General features: G+C 68.8%; 17 protein-coding genes and 1 tRNA gene. 14 read left to right on the top strand and 4 right to left on the bottom strand.

Translation table 11 applies throughout. The annotated features are described in order from the left end of the window. The first annotated feature begins 99 nt into the window (after window positions 1-99). The 3 genes from C8K38_RS11420 to C8K38_RS11410 all read left to right on the top strand — a co-directional run bounded on the left by C8K38_RS11420 (window position 100) and on the right by C8K38_RS11410 (window position 3,530). Window positions 100-2,700, top strand: a complete 2,601-nt coding sequence (locus C8K38_RS11420; RefSeq protein ID WP_179800533.1) for an alpha/beta hydrolase — start codon at window positions 100-102, stop codon at window positions 2,698-2,700. Between the two features lie 74 nt (window positions 2,701-2,774). After that, window positions 2,775-3,257, top strand: coding sequence for an LppA family lipoprotein (locus C8K38_RS11415; RefSeq protein WP_179800532.1), 483 nt, complete (start codon window positions 2,775-2,777; stop codon window positions 3,255-3,257). 12 nt (window positions 3,258-3,269) lie between these two features. Further along, window positions 3,270-3,530, top strand: a complete 261-nt coding sequence (locus tag C8K38_RS11410) for a hypothetical protein (RefSeq protein WP_143548437.1) — start codon at window positions 3,270-3,272, stop codon at window positions 3,528-3,530. A gap of 860 nt (window positions 3,531-4,390) precedes the next feature. Here the strand turns inward: C8K38_RS11410 and C8K38_RS11405 are convergent. Beyond that, a complete protein-coding gene (locus C8K38_RS11405) occupies window positions 4,391-4,897 on the bottom strand; it encodes a MarR family winged helix-turn-helix transcriptional regulator (protein WP_097211589.1) in 507 nt (168 codons plus the stop codon). Between the two features lie 238 nt (window positions 4,898-5,135). Here C8K38_RS11405 and C8K38_RS11400 point away from each other — a divergent pair, with 238 nt between their 5' ends. The 3 genes from C8K38_RS11400 to C8K38_RS11390 all read left to right on the top strand — a co-directional run bounded on the left by C8K38_RS11400 (window position 5,136) and on the right by C8K38_RS11390 (window position 7,281). Continuing rightward, window positions 5,136-6,071: an NAD(P)/FAD-dependent oxidoreductase gene (locus C8K38_RS11400; RefSeq protein WP_257017450.1), complete on the top strand. Its 936-nt coding sequence runs from the start codon at window positions 5,136-5,138 to the stop codon at window positions 6,069-6,071. Then, entirely contained in the window at window positions 6,068-6,259 is a 192-nt protein-coding gene (locus tag C8K38_RS11395; RefSeq protein ID WP_097211588.1) for a hypothetical protein, read from the top strand. The genes C8K38_RS11400 and C8K38_RS11395 overlap by 4 nt, the downstream gene beginning before the upstream one ends. A 104-nt stretch (window positions 6,260-6,363) precedes the next feature. Beyond that, on the top strand, window positions 6,364-7,281 hold the full coding sequence (locus tag C8K38_RS11390) for an alpha/beta hydrolase (RefSeq protein ID WP_097211788.1): 918 nt from the start codon (window positions 6,364-6,366) through the stop codon (window positions 7,279-7,281). Between the two features lie 241 nt (window positions 7,282-7,522). Here C8K38_RS11390 and C8K38_RS11385 read toward each other — a convergent pair. After that, window positions 7,523-7,596, bottom strand: a tRNA-Gly gene (locus C8K38_RS11385). Between the two features lie 77 nt (window positions 7,597-7,673). Between C8K38_RS11385 and dcd the strand changes: the two genes are divergently transcribed. After that, window positions 7,674-8,252 (top strand): dCTP deaminase, encoded by a 579-nt coding sequence (gene dcd / locus C8K38_RS11380; protein ID WP_097211587.1) that lies wholly within the window; start codon window positions 7,674-7,676, stop codon window positions 8,250-8,252. A gap of 50 nt (window positions 8,253-8,302) precedes the next feature. On the opposite strand, the gene C8K38_RS11375 is transcribed toward dcd, so the two are convergent. Next, entirely contained in the window at window positions 8,303-9,592 is a 1,290-nt protein-coding gene (locus C8K38_RS11375) for an acyl-CoA dehydrogenase family protein (protein ID WP_179800531.1), read from the bottom strand. Between the two features lie 225 nt (window positions 9,593-9,817). Between C8K38_RS11375 and C8K38_RS11370 the strand changes: the two genes are divergently transcribed. The 5 genes from C8K38_RS11370 to C8K38_RS11350 all read left to right on the top strand — a co-directional run bounded on the left by C8K38_RS11370 (window position 9,818) and on the right by C8K38_RS11350 (window position 15,252). Beyond that, complete coding sequence (locus tag C8K38_RS11370; RefSeq protein ID WP_143548436.1) at window positions 9,818-10,123, top strand: hypothetical protein; 306 nt, start codon at window positions 9,818-9,820, stop codon at window positions 10,121-10,123. Then, the gene (locus C8K38_RS11365) at window positions 10,123-11,841 is read left to right on the top strand and encodes an alpha/beta hydrolase (protein ID WP_097211584.1); all 1,719 of its coding nucleotides are present in this window, start codon (window positions 10,123-10,125) and stop codon (window positions 11,839-11,841) included. Before C8K38_RS11370 ends, C8K38_RS11365 begins: the two co-directional genes overlap by 1 nt. A 26-nt stretch (window positions 11,842-11,867) precedes the next feature. Next, entirely contained in the window at window positions 11,868-12,401 is a 534-nt protein-coding gene (locus C8K38_RS11360; RefSeq protein WP_097211583.1) for a hypothetical protein, read from the top strand. A 99-nt stretch (window positions 12,402-12,500) separates the two neighbouring features. Next, on the top strand, window positions 12,501-13,823 hold the full coding sequence (locus tag C8K38_RS11355) for a UDP-glucose dehydrogenase family protein (protein WP_097211582.1): 1,323 nt from the start codon (window positions 12,501-12,503) through the stop codon (window positions 13,821-13,823). A gap of 148 nt (window positions 13,824-13,971) precedes the next feature. Continuing rightward, complete coding sequence (locus tag C8K38_RS11350) at window positions 13,972-15,252, top strand: Hsp70 family protein (RefSeq protein WP_097211581.1); 1,281 nt, start codon at window positions 13,972-13,974, stop codon at window positions 15,250-15,252. A 45-nt stretch (window positions 15,253-15,297) separates the two neighbouring features. Here C8K38_RS11350 and C8K38_RS11345 read toward each other — a convergent pair whose 3' ends face one another. After that, a complete protein-coding gene (locus C8K38_RS11345) occupies window positions 15,298-16,581 on the bottom strand; it encodes a YibE/F family protein (protein ID WP_097211787.1) in 1,284 nt (427 codons plus the stop codon). Between the two features lie 188 nt (window positions 16,582-16,769). Here C8K38_RS11345 and C8K38_RS11340 point away from each other — a divergent pair, with 188 nt between their 5' ends. Then, on the top strand, window positions 16,770-17,429 hold the full coding sequence (locus C8K38_RS11340; protein WP_097211580.1) for an AMIN-like domain-containing (lipo)protein: 660 nt from the start codon (window positions 16,770-16,772) through the stop codon (window positions 17,427-17,429). Between the two features lie 360 nt (window positions 17,430-17,789). Next, window positions 17,790-18,314, top strand: a complete 525-nt coding sequence (locus tag C8K38_RS11335; RefSeq protein WP_143548435.1) for a hypothetical protein — start codon at window positions 17,790-17,792, stop codon at window positions 18,312-18,314. The last annotated feature ends 5 nt before the right edge of the window (window positions 18,315-18,319 follow it).

The following is an 18,319-nucleotide window of genomic DNA, read 5'->3' as shown; positions in this document are numbered from 1 at the left end:
CGAATTACGTTGACACCGCGCCGAATTACGAACAGCAGCTGTCGTCGGGGCGCCGCTGCGGTCGCCGTGTTCGCGGCGATGTCCGGGGTGGGAATCGGGATGCTCGGATGCACCGCCACGGCCAACGCACAGGAAACCCCCGCCGAGCGCTGCGCACGAGAAACGGCCCAGTACAACCAGGTGTGGGTGCAGGGTTGGGTTGCCGCGCATCCCGGTTCCACCGCGGCTGACGCGCCGCCACCGTCCCCGCCGTACGTGTGCGTGGACCCTGGGCAGTCGCAGCCCACCACGACGACACCGCAGCCGACGATGGGTGCGGTGCCGACCGGTACCGACAACGGCACCGGAATCGGCGTAAACGTCGGCGGCATCGGGGTGGTCGGGGGCACGAGTGATCTCTCGCCTGAGAGCACCGGCGCCCAGCCGCCGTCGACGATGTTGGCGAGCCCTCAGACCAGGGCGGCCGGCGATTCCGCGGGCACCAACGCGCCGCCGGACGGCCTGAGCGCCCAACTGACTGCACCGACCACAGGTACTGTCTCCTCGCCAGTGGGCACGGACACCGCTCCGCCGAGCGCACCGGCGCCGATCCATCACGATGCGAGGGCGCTGCCGACCCCCGTCTCTGGTGGCAACACCGACGATGTGGGATTGGCATTGGTGATCGCTGCCGCCGCCTTCACCGCCGGGGGCCTCGGTGCGGGGCGCCGTCGGCGAGCCTCAACCACCGCCGCAGCCTCGCGAATCGCAGCGGCGCCGCCGGAGGCCCTGCTCTCACGACTGGTGACGACCGCCGCCGCACCGCTCATGCAGTACGCGCCCGGCGGGGTCGAGCGCCTCGCGATCGCTGAGGGCGGAGGATTCCGGACTCTGCTGCTCATCAACGACCCCACCTCGCCACGCGAAGGGGTCGTCGAGATCATGGCGGTGCCGCCGGGCGGGCGGATCGTCGTCGAGCTCGACGGTTCCGCCTCGATCCTCGACGCCGGGGGCAACCGGGTCGGCGGCGTCGCGATGCCGTGGGCGTACGACGCCAACGGGCGACCCGTGCTGACACGGTTCGTCGTCCGTGACGGACAGCTGATCCAGCAGGTCTTCGCAGACTCCGACACCGCGTACCCGATCCTCGCCGACCCCCCGCCGAACGGGGGCAAGTTCGGTGGCGGCGGTACCGCAGCTTCTGGCACCGGAACCCCTGTCGACAAGTCGCCCGGCCGCTCGGTTCCCCGCGCCACGAATCCGCCGACAGCCGAACAGGCGCCCGCCATCGGAAACCCGCAGATCGGCGCCACCGAAATGGCCAACGAGCTGGCCGGAAACACTGCGCCCACGACGTACAACACGGCCAACGCCGGTGACGGCACCGCACTGGACGCCATCGAGGAGCAGCAGGCAGGTAGTCCGCAGATCGGTGCCGGTGAATGGGGCAACGAACTGGCCGGAAACACCGCGCCCACGACGTACAACTCGACGCAGGGCAGCGGCCAGGGCAGCGCGCTCGAGGAAATCGTCACGGTGCCGCCGCCTGACCCTCCACAATCCGATGAGGACGCTGACCCGGGGGCCGGGGTCACCTCCGCCTCTGACTACTGGGCGGCGCTGACCCCTGCGCAGCGTGAGCGGGTGATCCGGACCTACCCGGAGTGGGTCGGCACACACGACGGGATCCCCGCTTCCGCACGTGACCGCGCCAACCGGGCTCGTCTGGCCACCGAACGCGCGCGCCTGACCGCCGAAGAAGCCCGACTCCGAAGCGAACTCGGCAAACCTCATCCGGGTAACGCGTTCGCGGGGGTCATGCCACCTGGGCAGGAACTGGCCGCGCGTGAACTCGCCGAAACGGAGCACAAGATCGCTTCTCTGGAGGCCATCGAGAACGTGCTCAACCGCGGTGATGGCCAAACCCGTCAGCTGCTTCTTCTTGACAACTCCGGCGACCTGACGAAGGCCGCGATCTCCGTCGGCGACGTCGATACCGCCGACAACGTAGCGGTTCGGGTTCACGGCTTCACAACCACAGTCGACGGTGGCATCGAAGCTTCGGACAGCGATGCCGCCAACCTGAAAAGCCAAGCTGAGCTCCAGCTCGATCGTGAACCGGGTAGGGAGAATCAGACTGTGGCGGTGGTGACGTGGATGGGATACGAGGCCCCGCAGATGAGCGCACCGCTGGGCGTGGCGACGTCGGGAAAGGCGGAGTCCGGTGCGGATCAGCTGACGTCGTTCCTGCGCGGCGTCGAAGCCTCGCGCCCCGCAGACCCGAATATGACGGTGCTCGCACATTCCTACGGCTCTTACACCGCCGGGCTCGCTGTGCAACAGAACACCCCCACCGACAACGTCGTGTTCTTCGGTTCCCCGGGCATCGGCACCGACACCGCCACCGACCTGCAGGGCACCCATGGCTACGCGCTAGCCGCGGACGGCGATCCGGTCGCCGGCCAGGCAGAAATACGCTCCTGGATTCCTCCCGTCGCTCAGCTCGCAATCAACCCACTGCTGGCACTCGGACAGTTCGGCGATGCCCCCACTGCCGTCGACGGCATCACCGAACTGTCGACTTCCGAGGGTGCGGTACCCGGTGATGGGCACCGGGTCGGCTCAGAGGGGCACAGCGAGTACTACAAGAATCAGTCCATGAGCCTCTACAACATGGCCGTCGTCGTCGCCGGATTGCCACATTTGGTCGTGACCGGATGAACACCATCAGGTTTCGGCGTCCCGCCGCCGCGATCGTGGCGGTGTGTGCGGTCGCCGTCTTGTCAGGAGGATGCATGAACCAGCCCGTCACCCACGACGAAGGGATGCGCGAGCTCCTCGCCCGTCCCACCAGTGAGGAAGCCGTCGCCACCTACCAGAGAATGCTCGGGGAGATCATCACTGCGCTCGGCCCGATCGTCCCCACACTGCGCTGGGAACCGTGGCGGACCGCAACGCACGCCGGCTGCTCCGATGACCTCGTCCATCTCGGCGGGCGAACCGTGGCCATCCCCGATTGGCATGCTGCCGGGCCGGTTCCTGACCAGGTGTGGCCCTCCGCCCTCGCGGTGGTCGAGGAGATCTCCGTCCGGTACGGATTTGACTCCACACTGGTCTACGCCAGCGAGCCTGGCCGCCATGAAATCCGGCGTGACAGCCCCGACGGCGGCTTCCTCGAATTCGGTCATCGCGGAAATACGAATCTCACGGCCACTACCGGCTGCCATCTTCCTGCCGCCGACCACCACGCCACGACCTCCCCGCCTGCTACCTCCTGAGGATCAGAACCCATGAACAGCACTGCAACTCACAACCCGACCAGCGACACCGCGCCCTCCTCCCCGGTTGAAATGACCCGCGCATGTCTGGCCCTACTTGCCGGACTCGCTCTGCTGATCGCCGCATTCGCGAATATGACCAACCTGACCCGCTGGGCGGACGCCCACGGAACCGTCACCGTGTACCTGGGGTTCTTCCTTGTGATGTCGGTCGCCGGTCGACTGTTCTGGAACGGAACGGACTCCGTTGTCGCGGCGGTGCGGGCACACTGACCGAGCTCGTACAGCATGGATAAAGTCGTAGAGGCACAGCAAGCAGTCGTGAGGGCATTGTTCAACAATGTGGTGCAGAAGCACGGCGGGGACTGCGTGGGGGTCTACCGATCGGCTGGCTTCGTTGGGGAAGACGAAGTCAGAGTGGTCGACTCCGGTCGCGGTATATCTCCGAGTATTTCGGGTGGTGGCCGAGTCGGGATGGCCTGGCACCGGCTACGGGAGGTCATGGCGGAGCAGCCTGGCCGCGGAGCTTGGTTCACGACTACGGTCCGGGTGTCAACAGACGGTCGGTACTCGTTCGACTTCGATTACGACAATGAACCGGACTGGCATATCCGGCCTTTGGATGAAACGTACATGGCGGATCTCGAAAAGTACCCGCGTCCGCCCGATCAGATTCCCGCCTGGCATCCGGGCCATCCGAGTCACCGAAAGTCCTAAGGTAGCCCCGAAATCGCTCAACCCCCGGGATCGAGGTCACCGTGCGATTCAGTACTGAATCCGATCGACCGACAGATGGAAAGACCACCGTAAGACCCTCAGGACCGCCCCGGGTTCGGTTGGCCCGCGGGGTGTAGACATGGATGGGCGAATGGATGGAATGGGATCGATGGATGGAGGGAGGGAGGAGAAGATGGAGGAATGGATGGATGGAATGGGATGGATGGATGGAGGGGTGTTCACCTATGCCGGTTCGTTCTGAGCGGCATGCGGATTGGATAGGTTGACCAGTTGGTGATCACACTTAACGGACACTTCAAATCACACAAATCTGGATGGGTTCCAGTTGTTGGCAGTCAGGTGCCCGCGGGTGCCCGTACGGAGGATCTTCGATCTTGACCAGGCCTGCGGGCTGACTATTCCGCAGATCGGTTGAGCTGAGATTCCATAGTCTCTGCCAGATGGTTCAACGCGGTGAGGACCTTCGCCCGGCCCTTCCCCAATCCCGCGAGCAGCTGCGCGTGGGCCTCGAGCTCACGGGGGAATACGTCGTCGACGGCGCGAATGCCTGCATCCGACAGTTTGATCAGCGCTGAGCGTCGATCAGCCGGATTGGGTGTGCGACTGAGCATTCCCCGGTGCTCGAGATTGGCCAGGGTCTTGCTCACCCCGGCCCTGGAGATGCCAAGGAGTTCGGCGAGACGGATGGCCGTGACCGGATTGTCTGCATAGCGCAGCGGAACGAGGAGCTCAACCTCAGCGACGGTGAGCATCGCTCCGGCGTAGGCGCGTTCGACGGCGAGCTCGAGCAATGAGGAGATCCGCTTCACCTGGGCCACGACCTCCATCGGTGACGTGTCCAGGGTGGGGTTGTGCTCGTTCCACAGCGCGATGGTCTGTGTTCGAAGCGACGGCTCGGCCATCCCCACCACCTTTGTTAACCAGTGAACAAATCTGTTAGGTTGCGAGCCTACCCGCGGTTCCGGGCTAGAGCAGTGCCGACCTATGCCTCCTGGTGCGTGGCCGGGCGGTTGGATCACCAGCTCCGCAGTCGGGCGCAGGCGCTGCTCGGAAACCGTGAGCGTCAACATGATCGACCTGTCGGCCCTGATCGATGCACGTCGGCGAACAGGGGCGGGGTGGTCTGGAGGGGGAGTTGTAGTGGAGCACGATGTTGTAGTGATCGGCGGCGGAGCTGCGGGGCTCAGCGCCGCGACGGTTCTTGCCCGGGCTCGTCGCCGGGTGACCTTGATTGATGCCGGCGAGCCTCGAAACGCCCCGGCACAGCATGTGCACGGCTTCTTGTCCCGGGACGGGATGGCGCCGGCGCAATTGCTCGCGATCGGTAGGGCCGAGCTGGCGGGGTACGGCGGGCAGGTTGTGCAGGCTCGGGCGGTGGCAATCGAGCAACTCGGTAGCGGAGGGTTCGTCGTGCGGTGTGACGGGAGCCCCGATCTCACAGCGCGTGGCGTTGTCGTGGCGACGGGCTTGCGCGACGAACTGCCCGAGATCCCTGGCCTGCGTGAACGGTGGGGCGTCGACGTACTGCACTGCCCGTACTGTCACGGATACGAGGTGCGCGACATGCCGCTCGCGGTGCTCGGTGGTGACAACCGGCCGTTCACGCTGCACCAGGCGTCGCTGGTGCGACAGTGGTCCTCGGACGTGGTCTTCTTCCCGAACCGGATCGTCCTGAGCGTCGAGGAACGTACTCGGCTGTCCGCTCGAGGGATCCGTATCGTCGAAGGCGAGGTCGCCGGCCTGGTGGTGAGGGGCCACCAGTTGAGCGGTGTCGAGCTTGCCGATGGCCAGATCGCACCGAGGTCGGCGGCGTTTGTCGGTCCGCGTTTCGTGCCCCGCGACGAGCTCCTGACCGGCCTGGGTTGTGAAGCGGGCGAGGACGGGTGGGTGAGCACCGATCCCACAGGCCACACGAGCGTGCCCGGGGTGTGGGCGGTGGGCAATGTCGTTGATTCGCCTGCTCAGTTGATCAATGCCGCAGGTGCCGGCACGAGAGCTGCGATTGCGCTCAACCACTTGCTCCTCGAGCAGGACGTTCAGCAAGCTGTCGCAGCGATTCCCAGCGATCACAGGTGACTGAGCGGGCAACCCTGCTTTTCGGGCTGTCCGGTGTCCGGGTCGTCGGCGTCAAACAAGAGGCGGACGGGGCTCGGGTGCTCGCGATGGCGACAGACGAGGAAGCCGCGGCGGCGGGTCCGTCTTGCTGGGTGTTCTCGACCTCGGTACAGGAACGCGTCGCGACCAGGGCGAAGGTCATTCGCTAGGGAGTATCGATGTCGCCGCGCCGAACAGGTTCAATGAGGGGAGGCGGGACGCAGAGGGTGCAGCTTCATCTCGACTACATCACGTGCAACAGGGGGAGATTCAAATGACGGATGCAGAGCTCTATGCCGGTTTCCTTCCGGAACGCTATCGATCGGCTCACCGCGAACCGGAGTCGACATGGTGGGAGTGGCGCGGTCGCCGTGTCCACATCGCACGCGCCGCTCGCCCAGATGCGCCCGTTCGTGTCATGGGAATCCACGGCGCCGGCGGCCACGCAAAGGCTCTCTGGCCCTTCGCGGCTCTCGCCGCCGACGAAGGCGTCGACATCCTTTTCCCCGACATGCCGATCTACGGGCTCACCGTCGAACCTCGACCTGGGCAGGTTCGCTACCGAGATTGGATCGACCTGCTCTGCGACTTGGTCGATGCCGAGCGGGCCTGCGATCCGCGTCCGCTGGTTCTCTTCGGAGCGAGTATGGGCGGGATGATGGCGTACGAAGTTGCAGCTCGCACAGGACAAGTCGCTGCGGTGCTGGCGACTTGCTTGCTCGATCCTGCTGATCCTGAGGCCCGCGCGGCTGTAGCCCGATGGGGAGCTGCTGGGACGGCTGCGCCGACACTTCTGCCCCCTGTTGCTCGAGTGGCTGGTGGCCTACGGCTGCCGATCAAGTGGCTTGTAGGCATGAACCGGATGAGCAACAACCCTGACCTGTCACGCTTGTGTGGGTCTGATCCACGCGGAGGTGGAGTCCGGGTCCCTCTCGGATTTCTCGCCGACTGGTTCACCTACCCGCACGCCGTACCCGAGCAATTCACCGCCGCCCCGGTCACACTTCTTCACCCCGCGTCTGACCGATGGACTCCGCCGCAGCAAAGCCAGCGATTCCTCGACCGTATCGCCGCGCCGACGCAGTCAATTCTCCTCGAGAACTGCGGGCACTTCCCAATCGAGGAACCCGGATTGACGCAGCTGACCACCGCTGCACGATCTGTGATCGCAGAAGTCGCAGAACACGCCTGACCAGATCGCCCTCACCCTGTTCTTTTGCCGTCGCGGGCCGAGGAGCAGCGCGCTGGAGCGCGGACGGAGCGCGCGTGGATGGAGAGAGCGCATGGATGGATGGAGTGTGGATGGATGGAATGGACGCGCCACGCAACGCACGCGAGGCCGTGGCCGGGCGGGCCGAGAGACCGACCGGGCGTGGAGTGCTGGACCCTGCTGGCTTGGGATTGTTGGAGGCCAGTGGATCAGATGGAATGGATGGAGCCGATGACGGGAATCGAACCCGCGTATTCAGCTTGGGAAGCTGATGTTCTACCATTGAACTACATCGGCATGCAGGGGTTTTGCCGCCAATGAGGCAGTGCAAGACCCTGCGAGCGGCAACTCTAGCAGACCGCTAACCTCTAGCTGTGCTGCTATCCGATCGCGACATCCGTTCCGAAGTTTCCACCCAGCGGCTGGGCATCGATCCGTTCGACGACTCGATGGTTCAGCCGTCCAGCGTGGACGTTCGCCTGGACCGTCTGTTCCGTGTCTTCAACAACACCCGGTACACGCACATCGACCCTGCTCAGCAGCAGGACGAGCTCACAAGCCTCGTCGAGCCGGCGGAGGGGGAGCCGTTCGTGCTGCACCCGGGCGAGTTCGTGCTCGGCTCGACGCTGGAGTTCTGCTCCCTGCCCGACGACCTGGCCGGGCGCCTCGAGGGCAAGTCCAGCCTCGGCCGTCTCGGCCTGCTCACCCACTCGACGGCCGGGTTCATCGACCCGGGCTTCAGTGGGCACATCACCCTCGAGCTGTCCAACGTCGCGAACCTGCCGATCACTCTCTGGCCCGGCATGAAGATCGGTCAGCTCTGCCTGATCCGGCTCTCCAGCCCCGCCGAGAACCCGTATGGCAGTGCCGCGGTCGGGTCGAAGTACCAGGGCCAGCGCGGGCCGACGCCGTCGAAGGCCTACCTGAACTTCGTGAAGTCCCCGACGCAGTAGCCCCGCGCCGCCGGAAAAGGGCCGGCCGCAACGCAATTGGCCGGGCCTCGCTAGTGTCCCAGGCGCATGAGGGCGAGCTGCGAGTCGTGGTTCAGGATGCGGTCGTTGCTGATCATGACCGCCGTCCCGTAGGCGTCGCGCAGGTGTCGGCTCATCGCGGGCTCGTGACCCGGCAGGGACCCGGTGAGCCCGCAGATGGTCAGCGCCCGGCCGACCAGGTCGATGAGGAGCGTCGAGGCGCTCGCCTTCACCGCGCTGAATTCCAGCAGCACCCCGACCGTCGACATCGCGGCCGGGTTCTTCGCGAGGGACTCGAACCGTGCGGCCGCCCCGAAGACCGTGTCGACGAGCTGCTGGTGCGCGATCACCAGCTCGGCGAGCCGGATCGAGCCGAGGGGCGCCGGGCCGGCCGAGCGGCGTCGGGCCGTCTGCACCGATTGCCTGGCCCGCAGCAGGGCCGCGTCGGCGATCCCGAGGCACGCGGCGGACCAGAGCACGTGCGACGCCGGGAGCATCGTCTGCGCCGAGATCTCCGCGTACGGATCGTCGAGCAGCGCGCCGGAGCCGGTGTCGACGGCGAGGCGGAAGCCGGGACTCCTGGTGCCGCGGAAGCCGATCGTGTGCCAGGTGCCGACCGGGGTCAGCCTCATCTCCGACCTCGGGCAGGCGAGCAGGACCTGATCGTTCGGCGCGCCGGCCGGGGTGCGGCGGGCGGTCACCAGCACCACGTCGGCGTACCCGCCGTACGAGATGACCGGCGCCGTCTTCGCCAGGCGGACGCGGTCGCCCCTGTGCTCCACCGCGCAGCCGCTGGAACGGACTCCGCCGCGGACGTCGATCTCGGTGGTGGCGGAGGTGAGCAGCAGCTGGTGCTCGGCGATGGCGGCGAGCAGCGCGCGCATCGACGCGCTGCGACCGTGCCGGACGACGCTGAGCACCTGTGTCTGGTGCATCGCGAAGATCATCGCGGACGAGCCGCACGACCGGCCCAGCGCGCGGGTGATCGCGGCGAGCCGGGTCAGCGAGAGCCCGGCGCCGCCGAGGTCGGTCGGCACCGCTGCGCCGAAGAGCCCGGCAGATCTGAGCGCGGCGACGGATTCCGCCGGGAACCGCCCCTCGCGATCGACCTCGTCCGCCCACACCGCGGCGACCCGCACGCATTCATCGAGACCGCGATGGGCGCCGACGGGCGGCGCGGTGTCCCTGCTCCGAACACTGGGACGGTGTGGATCCACCACTGTCGCAGCCGAACCTGTGCCTGTGCGGGGCGAATCCCGGCGCGTCGGGTCGAGAATCTCGGTGTCGAACTCGTCCTGCCCGATGCGGATGGATGCCGGCACCGAACCCCCTATCACCTGAACTCGTGCCGGTGGCCCGAAGTGGGACCCAGCCGGCGCACGATCTCCCTCCGGAGCGCCGCCGTGAACCTTATCGATCGGTACTGACCCCGTGTTAGCGCTCAAGCGGGATGTGGCGGAGGTTACCTCTCTCAATGCGCCGCCGGCGCGCGGTCGGCTGGGTTAGGGTGCTGGCGGATGACGTGGATTGAATGCTGGGGGGCAACCATGACGTCAGGGGAGATGGCGGTCGACACCGCCGCATTGGCACGGCTCGCGGGGGCGCTGGAGTCGGCGGCCGGGGCCATCGAAAAGATCGACACAGCGCCCGCGTTTCGGGGCACGGCCGAGGGGCTCGCCGGGTCTGCCACCGCCGCTGCCTACGCCGCTGGGGCCGACCTGATCGAGGCCGGCGTGCGCGCGATCGGGTCGAGGGTCCGGGTGATGTCTCAGATCGCGGCCGCCAACACCGCTCGGTACGACGACGCCGAGGCCAGGAACAGGAGCCTGCTCGCCCCGGCCTGGGGCGGCTGATGCGCCCCGCGCTCACCCAGCTTCGGGGCTGGAATCCGCAATGCCTCAACGGTTCCGCCGATGAGCTCGCCCGCGCCGCCGCCGAGCTGGACGAGCAGATCGCCCTCGTGGTCCGCGGCGTCGACGGTGTCCTCGACATCTGGCACGGCGACGCGGCACGCGGTGCCTGGGACCGCGCGGTGGAGGAACGGTCCGCGGGCAACAGGATCGCGATGGCTTTGCTGGAGACCTCCTCGTCGCTGCGGCGCGGCGCGGCGACCATCGAATCCGCTGCCGCGCACGCCATCGCGGTGATCGACGGCGCGCTCGGCGAGGGCTTCGCGGTGTCCGACGAGGGTGCCGTCACCGCGCCCGCGGCCGGTCCGGGACTGACCGTCGCCGCGGCAGGCGACGCCGCCCTCGCGCAGCGCGTCCTCGATGCCCGGGCACGGGAGCTCGCCGACGACATCGCCCGGGCGCTGGACGAGGTCGCGCTCGCCGACAGCCGCACCGCCGCCACGCTGACCGACTGCCTGGCGGACTTCGACCAGGTGCCCGGGGAACCGTCGCCGGGCCCGCGCGTCCAGGACATCGTCGACGGGCGATCCGTCCTGCCCGCCGGCGCGGCGGAGCTCCACGAGTTCTGGACGAGTCTGGCCGGCGAGGAGAAGGACGCGCTGTTCGCGCACGACCGGGAGGTCGGCAACCGCGACGGTCTCCCGGCCGCCGACAAGGATCGCTACAACCGGATGCACCTCGAGGACCTGCAGACCCGGGCGGCGGCGGCGCTCGACGCGGTGGACGCGCGGCATCCCGGATGGGCGGCGGGGGAGCAGGCGCCCACCCAGCCGGCGTCCAACTCCCGCGACGAGAAGGCGTGGAAGGCCTGGGCCGAGTACAACGCCTGGCGGGGCGAACGCGAGCAGCTGCGGACGAAAACCGACGAGTTCGGGGCCGTGCGCCGCGCCATCGACTCGGGGTCGGCGCCGCCGAGACTTCTCATGGGCATCGACGGCGACGGGCGCGCGGCGATCGCCCTCGGCAACCCCGACCTCGCCGACAACGTCGCCACTCTCGTGCCGGGCACCGGCTCACGCCTCGCCGGCATCGGGGGCGACATCGGCCGGTCCGCCCGCATGCTCGACGCCGCGACCCGCGCCGATCCGCTCGGCACGACCGCCATCGTCACCTGGTACGGCTACAACGCGCCGCAGAGCATTCCTGAGGCCGGGCTCGACAGGTTCGCCGAGCGGGGCGCGCCCCGGCTGGACAGCTTCCAGGACGGACTGCGGGCCGCGCACCAGGGGCAGGCGGCGCACCAGGTGATCGTCGGCCACAGCTACGGGAGCACCGTGATCGGAACGGCCGCTGTCGGCGGCCGATCGCTTGACGTCGACGACCTGGTCTTCGTCGGCAGCCCCGGGGTCAACGCGGAGCACGTCTCGGAATTGCATCTCGACGGCGTCAACGCGGGTGACGTCGGCGCGCACGTGTACTCGACCGCCGCCCGCTGGGACCCGGTGCCCTACCTCGGGGACGCGACGCTGGCCGGCAGGCACGTGCACGGCACCAATCCGACCGACCCGGACTTCGGGGGTCGGGTGTTCGCCAGCGACCCGGGTGATCCGGGCCCGCTCCTCGGGGCCAATCCCCGGGTCCACAGCGAGTATTGGGACCTGCGGAATCCGTCGCTGGAGGGCATGGGACAGATCATCGCCGGCTTGGGAGGGCCCTCGTGAGGCCCGGGATCGCACCGAGAACCCGCATGACACGGGTGCTGGCGGCGGGTGCGCTCGCGCTGCTCGCCGCCGCCTGCAGCTCAGACGAGGAGCCCGACATGGACACCGCACTGACCGAGGGCGCCGCGTCCGCCGCGCTGGTCGAGCACTTCGCCGAGGCCCTTGCCGCGCTGCCCGAGGGCGCCAGTTTGACTCTGGCGCATCCCAGTTCGCCCGTCGGTGCGTTCAACCCCGGCGGCGTCACGCCCTGCGACGACAACGGCGGCGACGGCGCAGGCCCGGTCTTCCTCACCCTCAACTACTGGGCGAGCGGGATCCAGGAGGGCGGCGCCGCACAGAACCTGGACGCGATCGCCGCCCACTGGGAGGGTCTCGACCGTCCGCTCGTCCGCCGATCGACGGGCGGTGGCCGGACCGCGGTCGCGACCATGCCCGACGGATCCGCGATCGTTGCTCACGACAACGGCCGGGGCAGCCTGTCGGTCTCGGGCACCTCCGCCTGTTTCCCGCGCGCCAACGCGGGTTCCGCCGACCAACCCGAGGTCATCGACCGCCCCTGACCGGCCGCTCGGCCGCCGTCGCCGGATGTACACCTGCTGTTGCCGCGACCCTTGCGCCGGGTATCCGCTGCGCTAACCCTGGGCGCCTATCAACTACCTATGCGCTGCACCGTTTTCGGAACCGGCTATCTCGGAGCCACGCACGCCGCCTGCATGGCCGAGTTGGGACACGAGGTGCTCGGGGTCGACATCGACCCGGGCAAGGTGGCCAAGCTCTCCGGGGGAGAGGTGCCGTTCTACGAACCCGGCCTCGCGCAGGTCCTCAAGCGGAACATCGACGCCGGCCGGCTGCACTTCACCACCTCCTACCCCGACGCCGCCGCGTTCGCGGACCTGCACTTCCTCGGGGTGGGCACCCCGCAGAAGAAGGGCGAGTACGGCGCCGACCTGCGGCACGTGCACTCGGTGATCGACACCCTCGCCCCGCTGCTGGACCGGCCCGCCGTGATCGTCGGCAAGTCGACAGTCCCCGTCGGCACCGCGGCCGAACTGGGGGCGCGGGCCCGCGAACTCGCGCCCGCAGGCGCGGAGGTCGAGGTCGCGTGGAACCCCGAGTTCCTGCGCGAGGGCTTCGCCGTCGAGGACACCCTGCGGCCCGATCGCCTGGTGCTCGGGGTCGACCCCGCCCGCCCCGGGCGCGCCGAGGCGCTGATCCGTCGGTTGTACGCGCGCCTGATCGAGGACGAGGTGCCGTTCCTGCTCACCGACCTGCCGACCGCGGAGCTGGTGAAGGTGTCCGCGAACGCCTTCCTCGCGACCAAGATCTCCTTCATCAACGCGATCTCCGAGGTGTGCGAGGCGACCGGCGCCGACGTCACCCAGCTCGCGGACGCGCTCGGCTACGACGCCCGGATCGGGCGCCGCTTCCTGAACGCGGGACTGGGCTTCGGCGGCGGGTGCCTGCCGAAGGACATCCGGGCGTTCATGGCGCGGGCGGGCGAACTCGGCGCCGATCAGGCGCTGACCTTCCTGCGCGAGGTGGACAGCATCAACATGCGCCGCCGGACCAAGATGGTCGAGCTGGCGACCAGGGCCTGCGGCGGCTCGCTGCTCGGCGCGAACATCGCGGTCCTCGGCGCGGCGTTCAAGCCGGAGTCCGACGACGTCCGGGACTCGCCCGCCCTCAATGTGGCGGGGATGATGCAGCTGCACGGCGCGGTGGTGAGCGTGTTCGACCCCAAGGCGCTCGACAACTCCCGCCGGCTGTTCCCGACGCTGAACTACGCGACCTCGGTCGAGGAGGCGTGTGACAACGCCGATGCGGTGCTGCTCGCCACCGAGTGGGACGAGTTCAAGGCGCTGCGTCCCGCGGACCTGGCGGAGACGGTGCGATCGAAGGTGCTCATCGACGGCCGCAACTGCCTCGATCCCGCTGAGTGGGCGGCCGCCGGGTGGACCTACCGGGGCCTCGGCCGCAGCTGAGGGGCATGAGCCGGACAGTCGGCCGGATCGTCGTCCAGTGCATCTCCGCGCGGAGGATGCAACTGGACACTCGTTCGTTATGCTCACGTGGTCCAAGTGCGCGCGATTCGAGCGTCGGCTGCGTGCAACCCCGATTTAAGGCGGCTCGATGAGTGCGGTTCTGGGTGTGTCGGTGGGGTCCAGCGCCGTGCGGATGGCGCGTCCCGACGTTGCCTCCCGCCGCGGACCGGGCGGGGTCGAGGCGTTCCAGCGCCAGGTCATCGCGACGGTGCCGCACCGCGCCGAGGAGACGGCCGCCCAGTCCATCGGGGTCCTGCTCGCGCAGGGCGGCGAGACCGTCGGCGCCACCGGGGTCGCGTACGCCACACAGCGCCAGGCCGACGCGATGCAGCAGGCGATGGCGCGCCAGCGCCTGCACAACTACCAATTGATCCCCGCGAGCACGGCCGCGATCGCGCGGCTGGAGGCCACCGGGGAGATCTACGACTACCGGACGCTGGTCCTCTACGACCTGGGCAGCTCCGGCCTGACGGTCAGCGTGGTGGACCGGGCCTCGGGGGAGGTGCTGGCCACCGAGCGCAGCACCGAGATCGCGGGCGACTACTTCGACTGGCTGATCAGCGAACACCAGGCGGGCGCGCAGGGCATCGTCTCGCCGGTGGGCGCCGACGAGGCGACCGCGTTCAACGAGCGGTGCCGCTTCGCGAAGGAGCAGCTCTCCGCCAGCGAGGCGATCGCCGTGCCGAGCGAGGCCGGGTTGATCCTGCTCTCCCGGGAGACCTTCGAATCGATGATCGTGGTGCCCGTCGAGGGTTCTGCGCGGTTCGCCCGCGGGGTGATCGCGGCGTCCGGCCGGTATCCCGATGCGGTGGTCCTGCTCGGCGGCGGCGCGCACATCCCGCTCGTCCAGTCCATCCTGCGTACCTGGCTCAACCTTCCGACGGTGGTGCCCGCCGAACCGGAGATGGTGACGGCGCAGGGCGCGGCCATGCTGGCGACACCGGTCTCGGTGCCGGAGCCCCAGCGGATCCTCACCGATGCCCCGAGCCCGCGCCGGACCCGCGGCGCGTCCCGGCGTCAGCTCGCGATCGCGGGGGCTGCGGCCGCCGGTCTGGTCGTCGTCGCCGGTATCGGCCTGTCCATGGGGCGCGACGGTGCCAACACCACCCAGGGCGAGGGCCGCGCGACGGCCGTGACCGAGGACCGCGAGACGCCGTCCACGACGTCGGCGCCCCCGACCACCACGACGACACCACCGCCGTCGACGCCCTCGCGTGCCCCTGCGCCGCCGCCCACCACAGAGTCGTCATCGGCGAACCCGGCGCCGCCGGTTCCTGGCCCGCCGCCGCGGCGCTACCTGAACCTGCCGGACCCCATCCAGATCGAGGTGCCGCCGGGCGTCGAGCTGCCGCCGGGCATGGTCCGCTGACGCCGGACGCCGAGCACGCCGCGAGGCGGCGCCCCGGCCGGGGCGTCAGCGCGCGTGTCTTCCCCCCGACCGCCCGGTGACCGCGGCGCCGGACCGCGGCGGGCGGGCCAGCATCACCGCGATCGCCGTGGTGAGCGGGACGGACAGGGCCAGCGCGATGCCGCCGACCGAGGAGCGCACGATCTCGATCGCGACCGCGTCACCGAGCAGCACATCGTTGATCGAGCGGCCCGCCACGCTGAAGAGCAGCAGCAGCGGCAGCGCGCCGCCTGCGTAGGCCAGCACCAGGGTGTAGACGGTGCTGGCGATGTGATCGCGGCCCACGCGCATCGCGGAGCCGAAGATCTGGCGGCGGGTGGCCTCGCGCTCGATGCCCGCGAGCTCGAACGCCGTCGAGGCCTGGGTGATGGTGACGTCGTTGAGCACACCCAGCGAGCCGATGATGAACCCGGCGAAGAGCAGGCCGGTGATGCTCACGTGCTCGATGTAGGTCTGCACGTTGGTGTTCTGTTCCTCGGACAGCCCCGTCAGGTGTGTCATCTCGATCGTGACCCACGACAGCAGCGCGGCCAGCAGCATCGACGCCAGGGTGCCGAGCAGGGCCGAACTGGTCCGCAGGCTCACCCCGTGCGCCAGGTACAGCACCGCGTAGAGGATGGCGGCGCCGCCGACGAGGGCGACCGGGATCGCGGGCTGGCCGTCGAGCAGGGCGGGCAGCATGAACCCGACGAGCACGCCGAAGGCGACGAGGAGCCCGATCAGGGCGCGCACGCCCCGCCAGCGGGCGACCGCGGCGATGACGATCACGAACGCCGCGACGATCAGCAGCAGTGGGAGCCCGCGGGCGAAGTCCTCGAATGAGTACATGGTGGCGCCGGACGGATCGGTCTGGCGCACGAGCCGGATGCTGTCCCCGACACGCAGATCCGGCTGCCCGGGGCCGGGCCCGATCTCCAGCAGCGTCGTCGTGCCCTCGTTCGGGCCGGATTCGATGTCGATGAGGCTGCGCTGGCAGTGGTAGGAGTCGTTCGGCGGAGGCTGCGGCGAACCCGTGAAGGGCCTACCGGCGGAGGCGCTTCCGCACGGCCCGATGTCCTGCAGCGTGACGGTGCCCGCCTCGGTGACGACGGCGCCGCCGCCGGAGGTCTGGAAGGGCAGCGGGATGTCGATGCTGCGGCTGCTCGGCCACAGGACGACCGCGCCTGCGAGCACCGCGATGCCGATCGCGACGAGCAGTCCGACGACCACGCGGGCCGCGACCGGGCCGACCGGGATGGGACCGCTGTGGCCGTGGCCGTGGCCGTGGCCATGTCCGTGGCCGTTTCGCAGCTCTGTCACGTTGGCCTGCTCGCCCGGATGGTGGCCGCGCGGCCCTGTCGACGCATCCGGCCAGGGTACCGACCTCGGGTGGACGGAAGATCGAGCCGCTCCGGCGCACGAGCGTCACCTGGAACGGCTCGGTGCCCGACGGCGATGTACCCGGTGACCGCTGATGCCGACGATGGGGGAACCGCACTGTGGACGTACCCACGCGAACCTGGGTGAGCGCGGTGGCCCTGGTACTTCCGGCTCTGGCCGTGTCCACCGCGTGTGGAGCGCCGGACCCGGATCACCCTGCCGGGGAGGCGCACGGGTTGCGGTGTCAACAGTTCGAGTCGTTCTCGGGGCGGCTCCTCGTCGGCGATTCGCCGTCGCTGCCGACCGTCCCCGACGTGGTGCCCACCCTGCCCACCGTGCCCGACGTGGTTCCCGTGGAACCAGGGGCGCAGCCATCGCCCGCGCCCGTTCTACCCACCCTGGATTCGATCGAGATCGAACCGACCGCCGCCGCGGACACCATCGTGTTCGGTCTCGGCGGAGATGGATCGATGGGGTGGAGCGCCCGCTTCGTGCAGATGCCGCTCCTGCACGGCACGGATGAACCGGTGTCGATCTCGGGTGCGTGCGTTCTGCAGATCGACCTGACCGGCGTGGACTCGAACATCGACTCGTTGCGGCGCGAGGTGCCGATGCGGATATCGCCCGAGGGCGAGGCGTCTTCCGTGGTCGAGGTTCTCGGCTACCCGAGCGGCAGCGCGCTGGTGCAGTCCTTCGTGGGAACACGGAGCGGTACGCCCACGGTCACGGTCGAAGCGTCGGTCGACCGCACCGCCATCACCGTCGCGATTTCGTCCTGAGAATGTTGCCTCTGTGTGGCTTTTTTGTGGCTTCGTGTGCTTCAATTGTGCCGCGTACGCGATGCGGAAACACGCCGAAATCAGCGCTGGGGAGCGCCTACTCGGTGGGGAGATCCGGGAGCGCGAGTGGTCAGCGCCGAATTCGGGGAAGTTTTGCAGCGGTGGCGGGGAACAGGGGGGTGTGTCCCCGCCACCGACCCGATTGCCCACAGGGGGGGGAGGGGCAATCGGGCTTGCTGGACACACAAGGTGTCTTGTGTGAATGTACATGGCGCGGATCTGGCTGTCATCGTGGGGGGTAGTCGGCCGTCCAGTTAGCCTCCGGGGCCTACCGCGAGCCCCGTTCGATAGGGTTCGCCGGTGGCCCGATCACTGGAAGTCGCGCGCAGGCGGGTGGACGCGTTCATGGATGCGCTGCCCATCGAGCGGCCCTGGTCCTTCGACGATTTCATCGGCTGGATGGAGGCCGAGCGCGGGCGACCGATCCGGTTGGAGCCGGTCGACGCCGCAGTGATCAGGGGCGCTCCATGCGGGTTGTGGATCGGTCGCGAACACGACGATGTCGTAATGTACGCCGCAGATGCCTCGGTCTACCTGCGAAGGCACATCATCTACCACGAACTGGCCCACATCCTCCGCGGCGATTCCGGCCTCAACGTCGACCTGACGACGCTGCAGAAGCTGGCCCCCGACGTGCGGCCCGAGACAGTGCGCTCGCTGCTCGGCCGGGCTGCCTACGACGACGAGGTGGAGCAGGAAGCCGAGCTCCTCGCGACGCGGCTGTTCCTGGCCGACTCGGGCGCGGTGAGCGCGCGATCCAAGGCCGGCGCCAAGCAGTCGGTGCGGGTGTCGCGGCTGAACAATGTGGTCTGGAGCCGAAGCTGACCTCC

It is taken from the genome of Rhodococcus sp. OK611 (assembly GCF_003050885.1).
Lineage (GTDB): Bacteria > Actinomycetota > Actinomycetes > Mycobacteriales > Mycobacteriaceae > Rhodococcus_G > Rhodococcus_G oryzae.
The sequence above is the reverse complement of the archived record's forward strand: the minus strand, read 5'-3'. Positions and strand labels throughout refer to the sequence as shown.

Bases quoted from the DNA above. Each gene is read 5' to 3' on its own strand.
- C8K38_RS11420 (WP_179800533.1), top strand. From the start codon at position 100: ATGCTCGGATGCACCGCCACGGCCAACGCACAGGAAACCCCCGCCGAG.
- C8K38_RS11415 (WP_179800532.1), top strand. From the start codon at position 2,775: ATGAACCAGCCCGTCACCCACGACGAAGGGATGCGCGAGCTCCTCGCC.
- C8K38_RS11410 (WP_143548437.1), top strand. From the start codon at position 3,270: ATGAACAGCACTGCAACTCACAACCCGACCAGCGACACCGCGCCCTCC.
- C8K38_RS11405 (WP_097211589.1), bottom strand. From the start codon at position 4,897: ATGGCCGAGCCGTCGCTTCGAACACAGACCATCGCGCTGTGGAACGAG.
- C8K38_RS11390 (WP_097211788.1), top strand. From the start codon at position 6,364: ATGACGGATGCAGAGCTCTATGCCGGTTTCCTTCCGGAACGCTATCGA.
- C8K38_RS11370 (WP_143548436.1), top strand. From the start codon at position 9,818: ATGACGTCAGGGGAGATGGCGGTCGACACCGCCGCATTGGCACGGCTC.
- C8K38_RS11365 (WP_097211584.1), top strand. From the start codon at position 10,123: ATGCGCCCCGCGCTCACCCAGCTTCGGGGCTGGAATCCGCAATGCCTC.
- C8K38_RS11360 (WP_097211583.1), top strand. From the start codon at position 11,868: ATGACACGGGTGCTGGCGGCGGGTGCGCTCGCGCTGCTCGCCGCCGCC.
- C8K38_RS11355 (WP_097211582.1), top strand. From the start codon at position 12,501: ATGCGCTGCACCGTTTTCGGAACCGGCTATCTCGGAGCCACGCACGCC.
- C8K38_RS11350 (WP_097211581.1), top strand. From the start codon at position 13,972: ATGAGTGCGGTTCTGGGTGTGTCGGTGGGGTCCAGCGCCGTGCGGATG.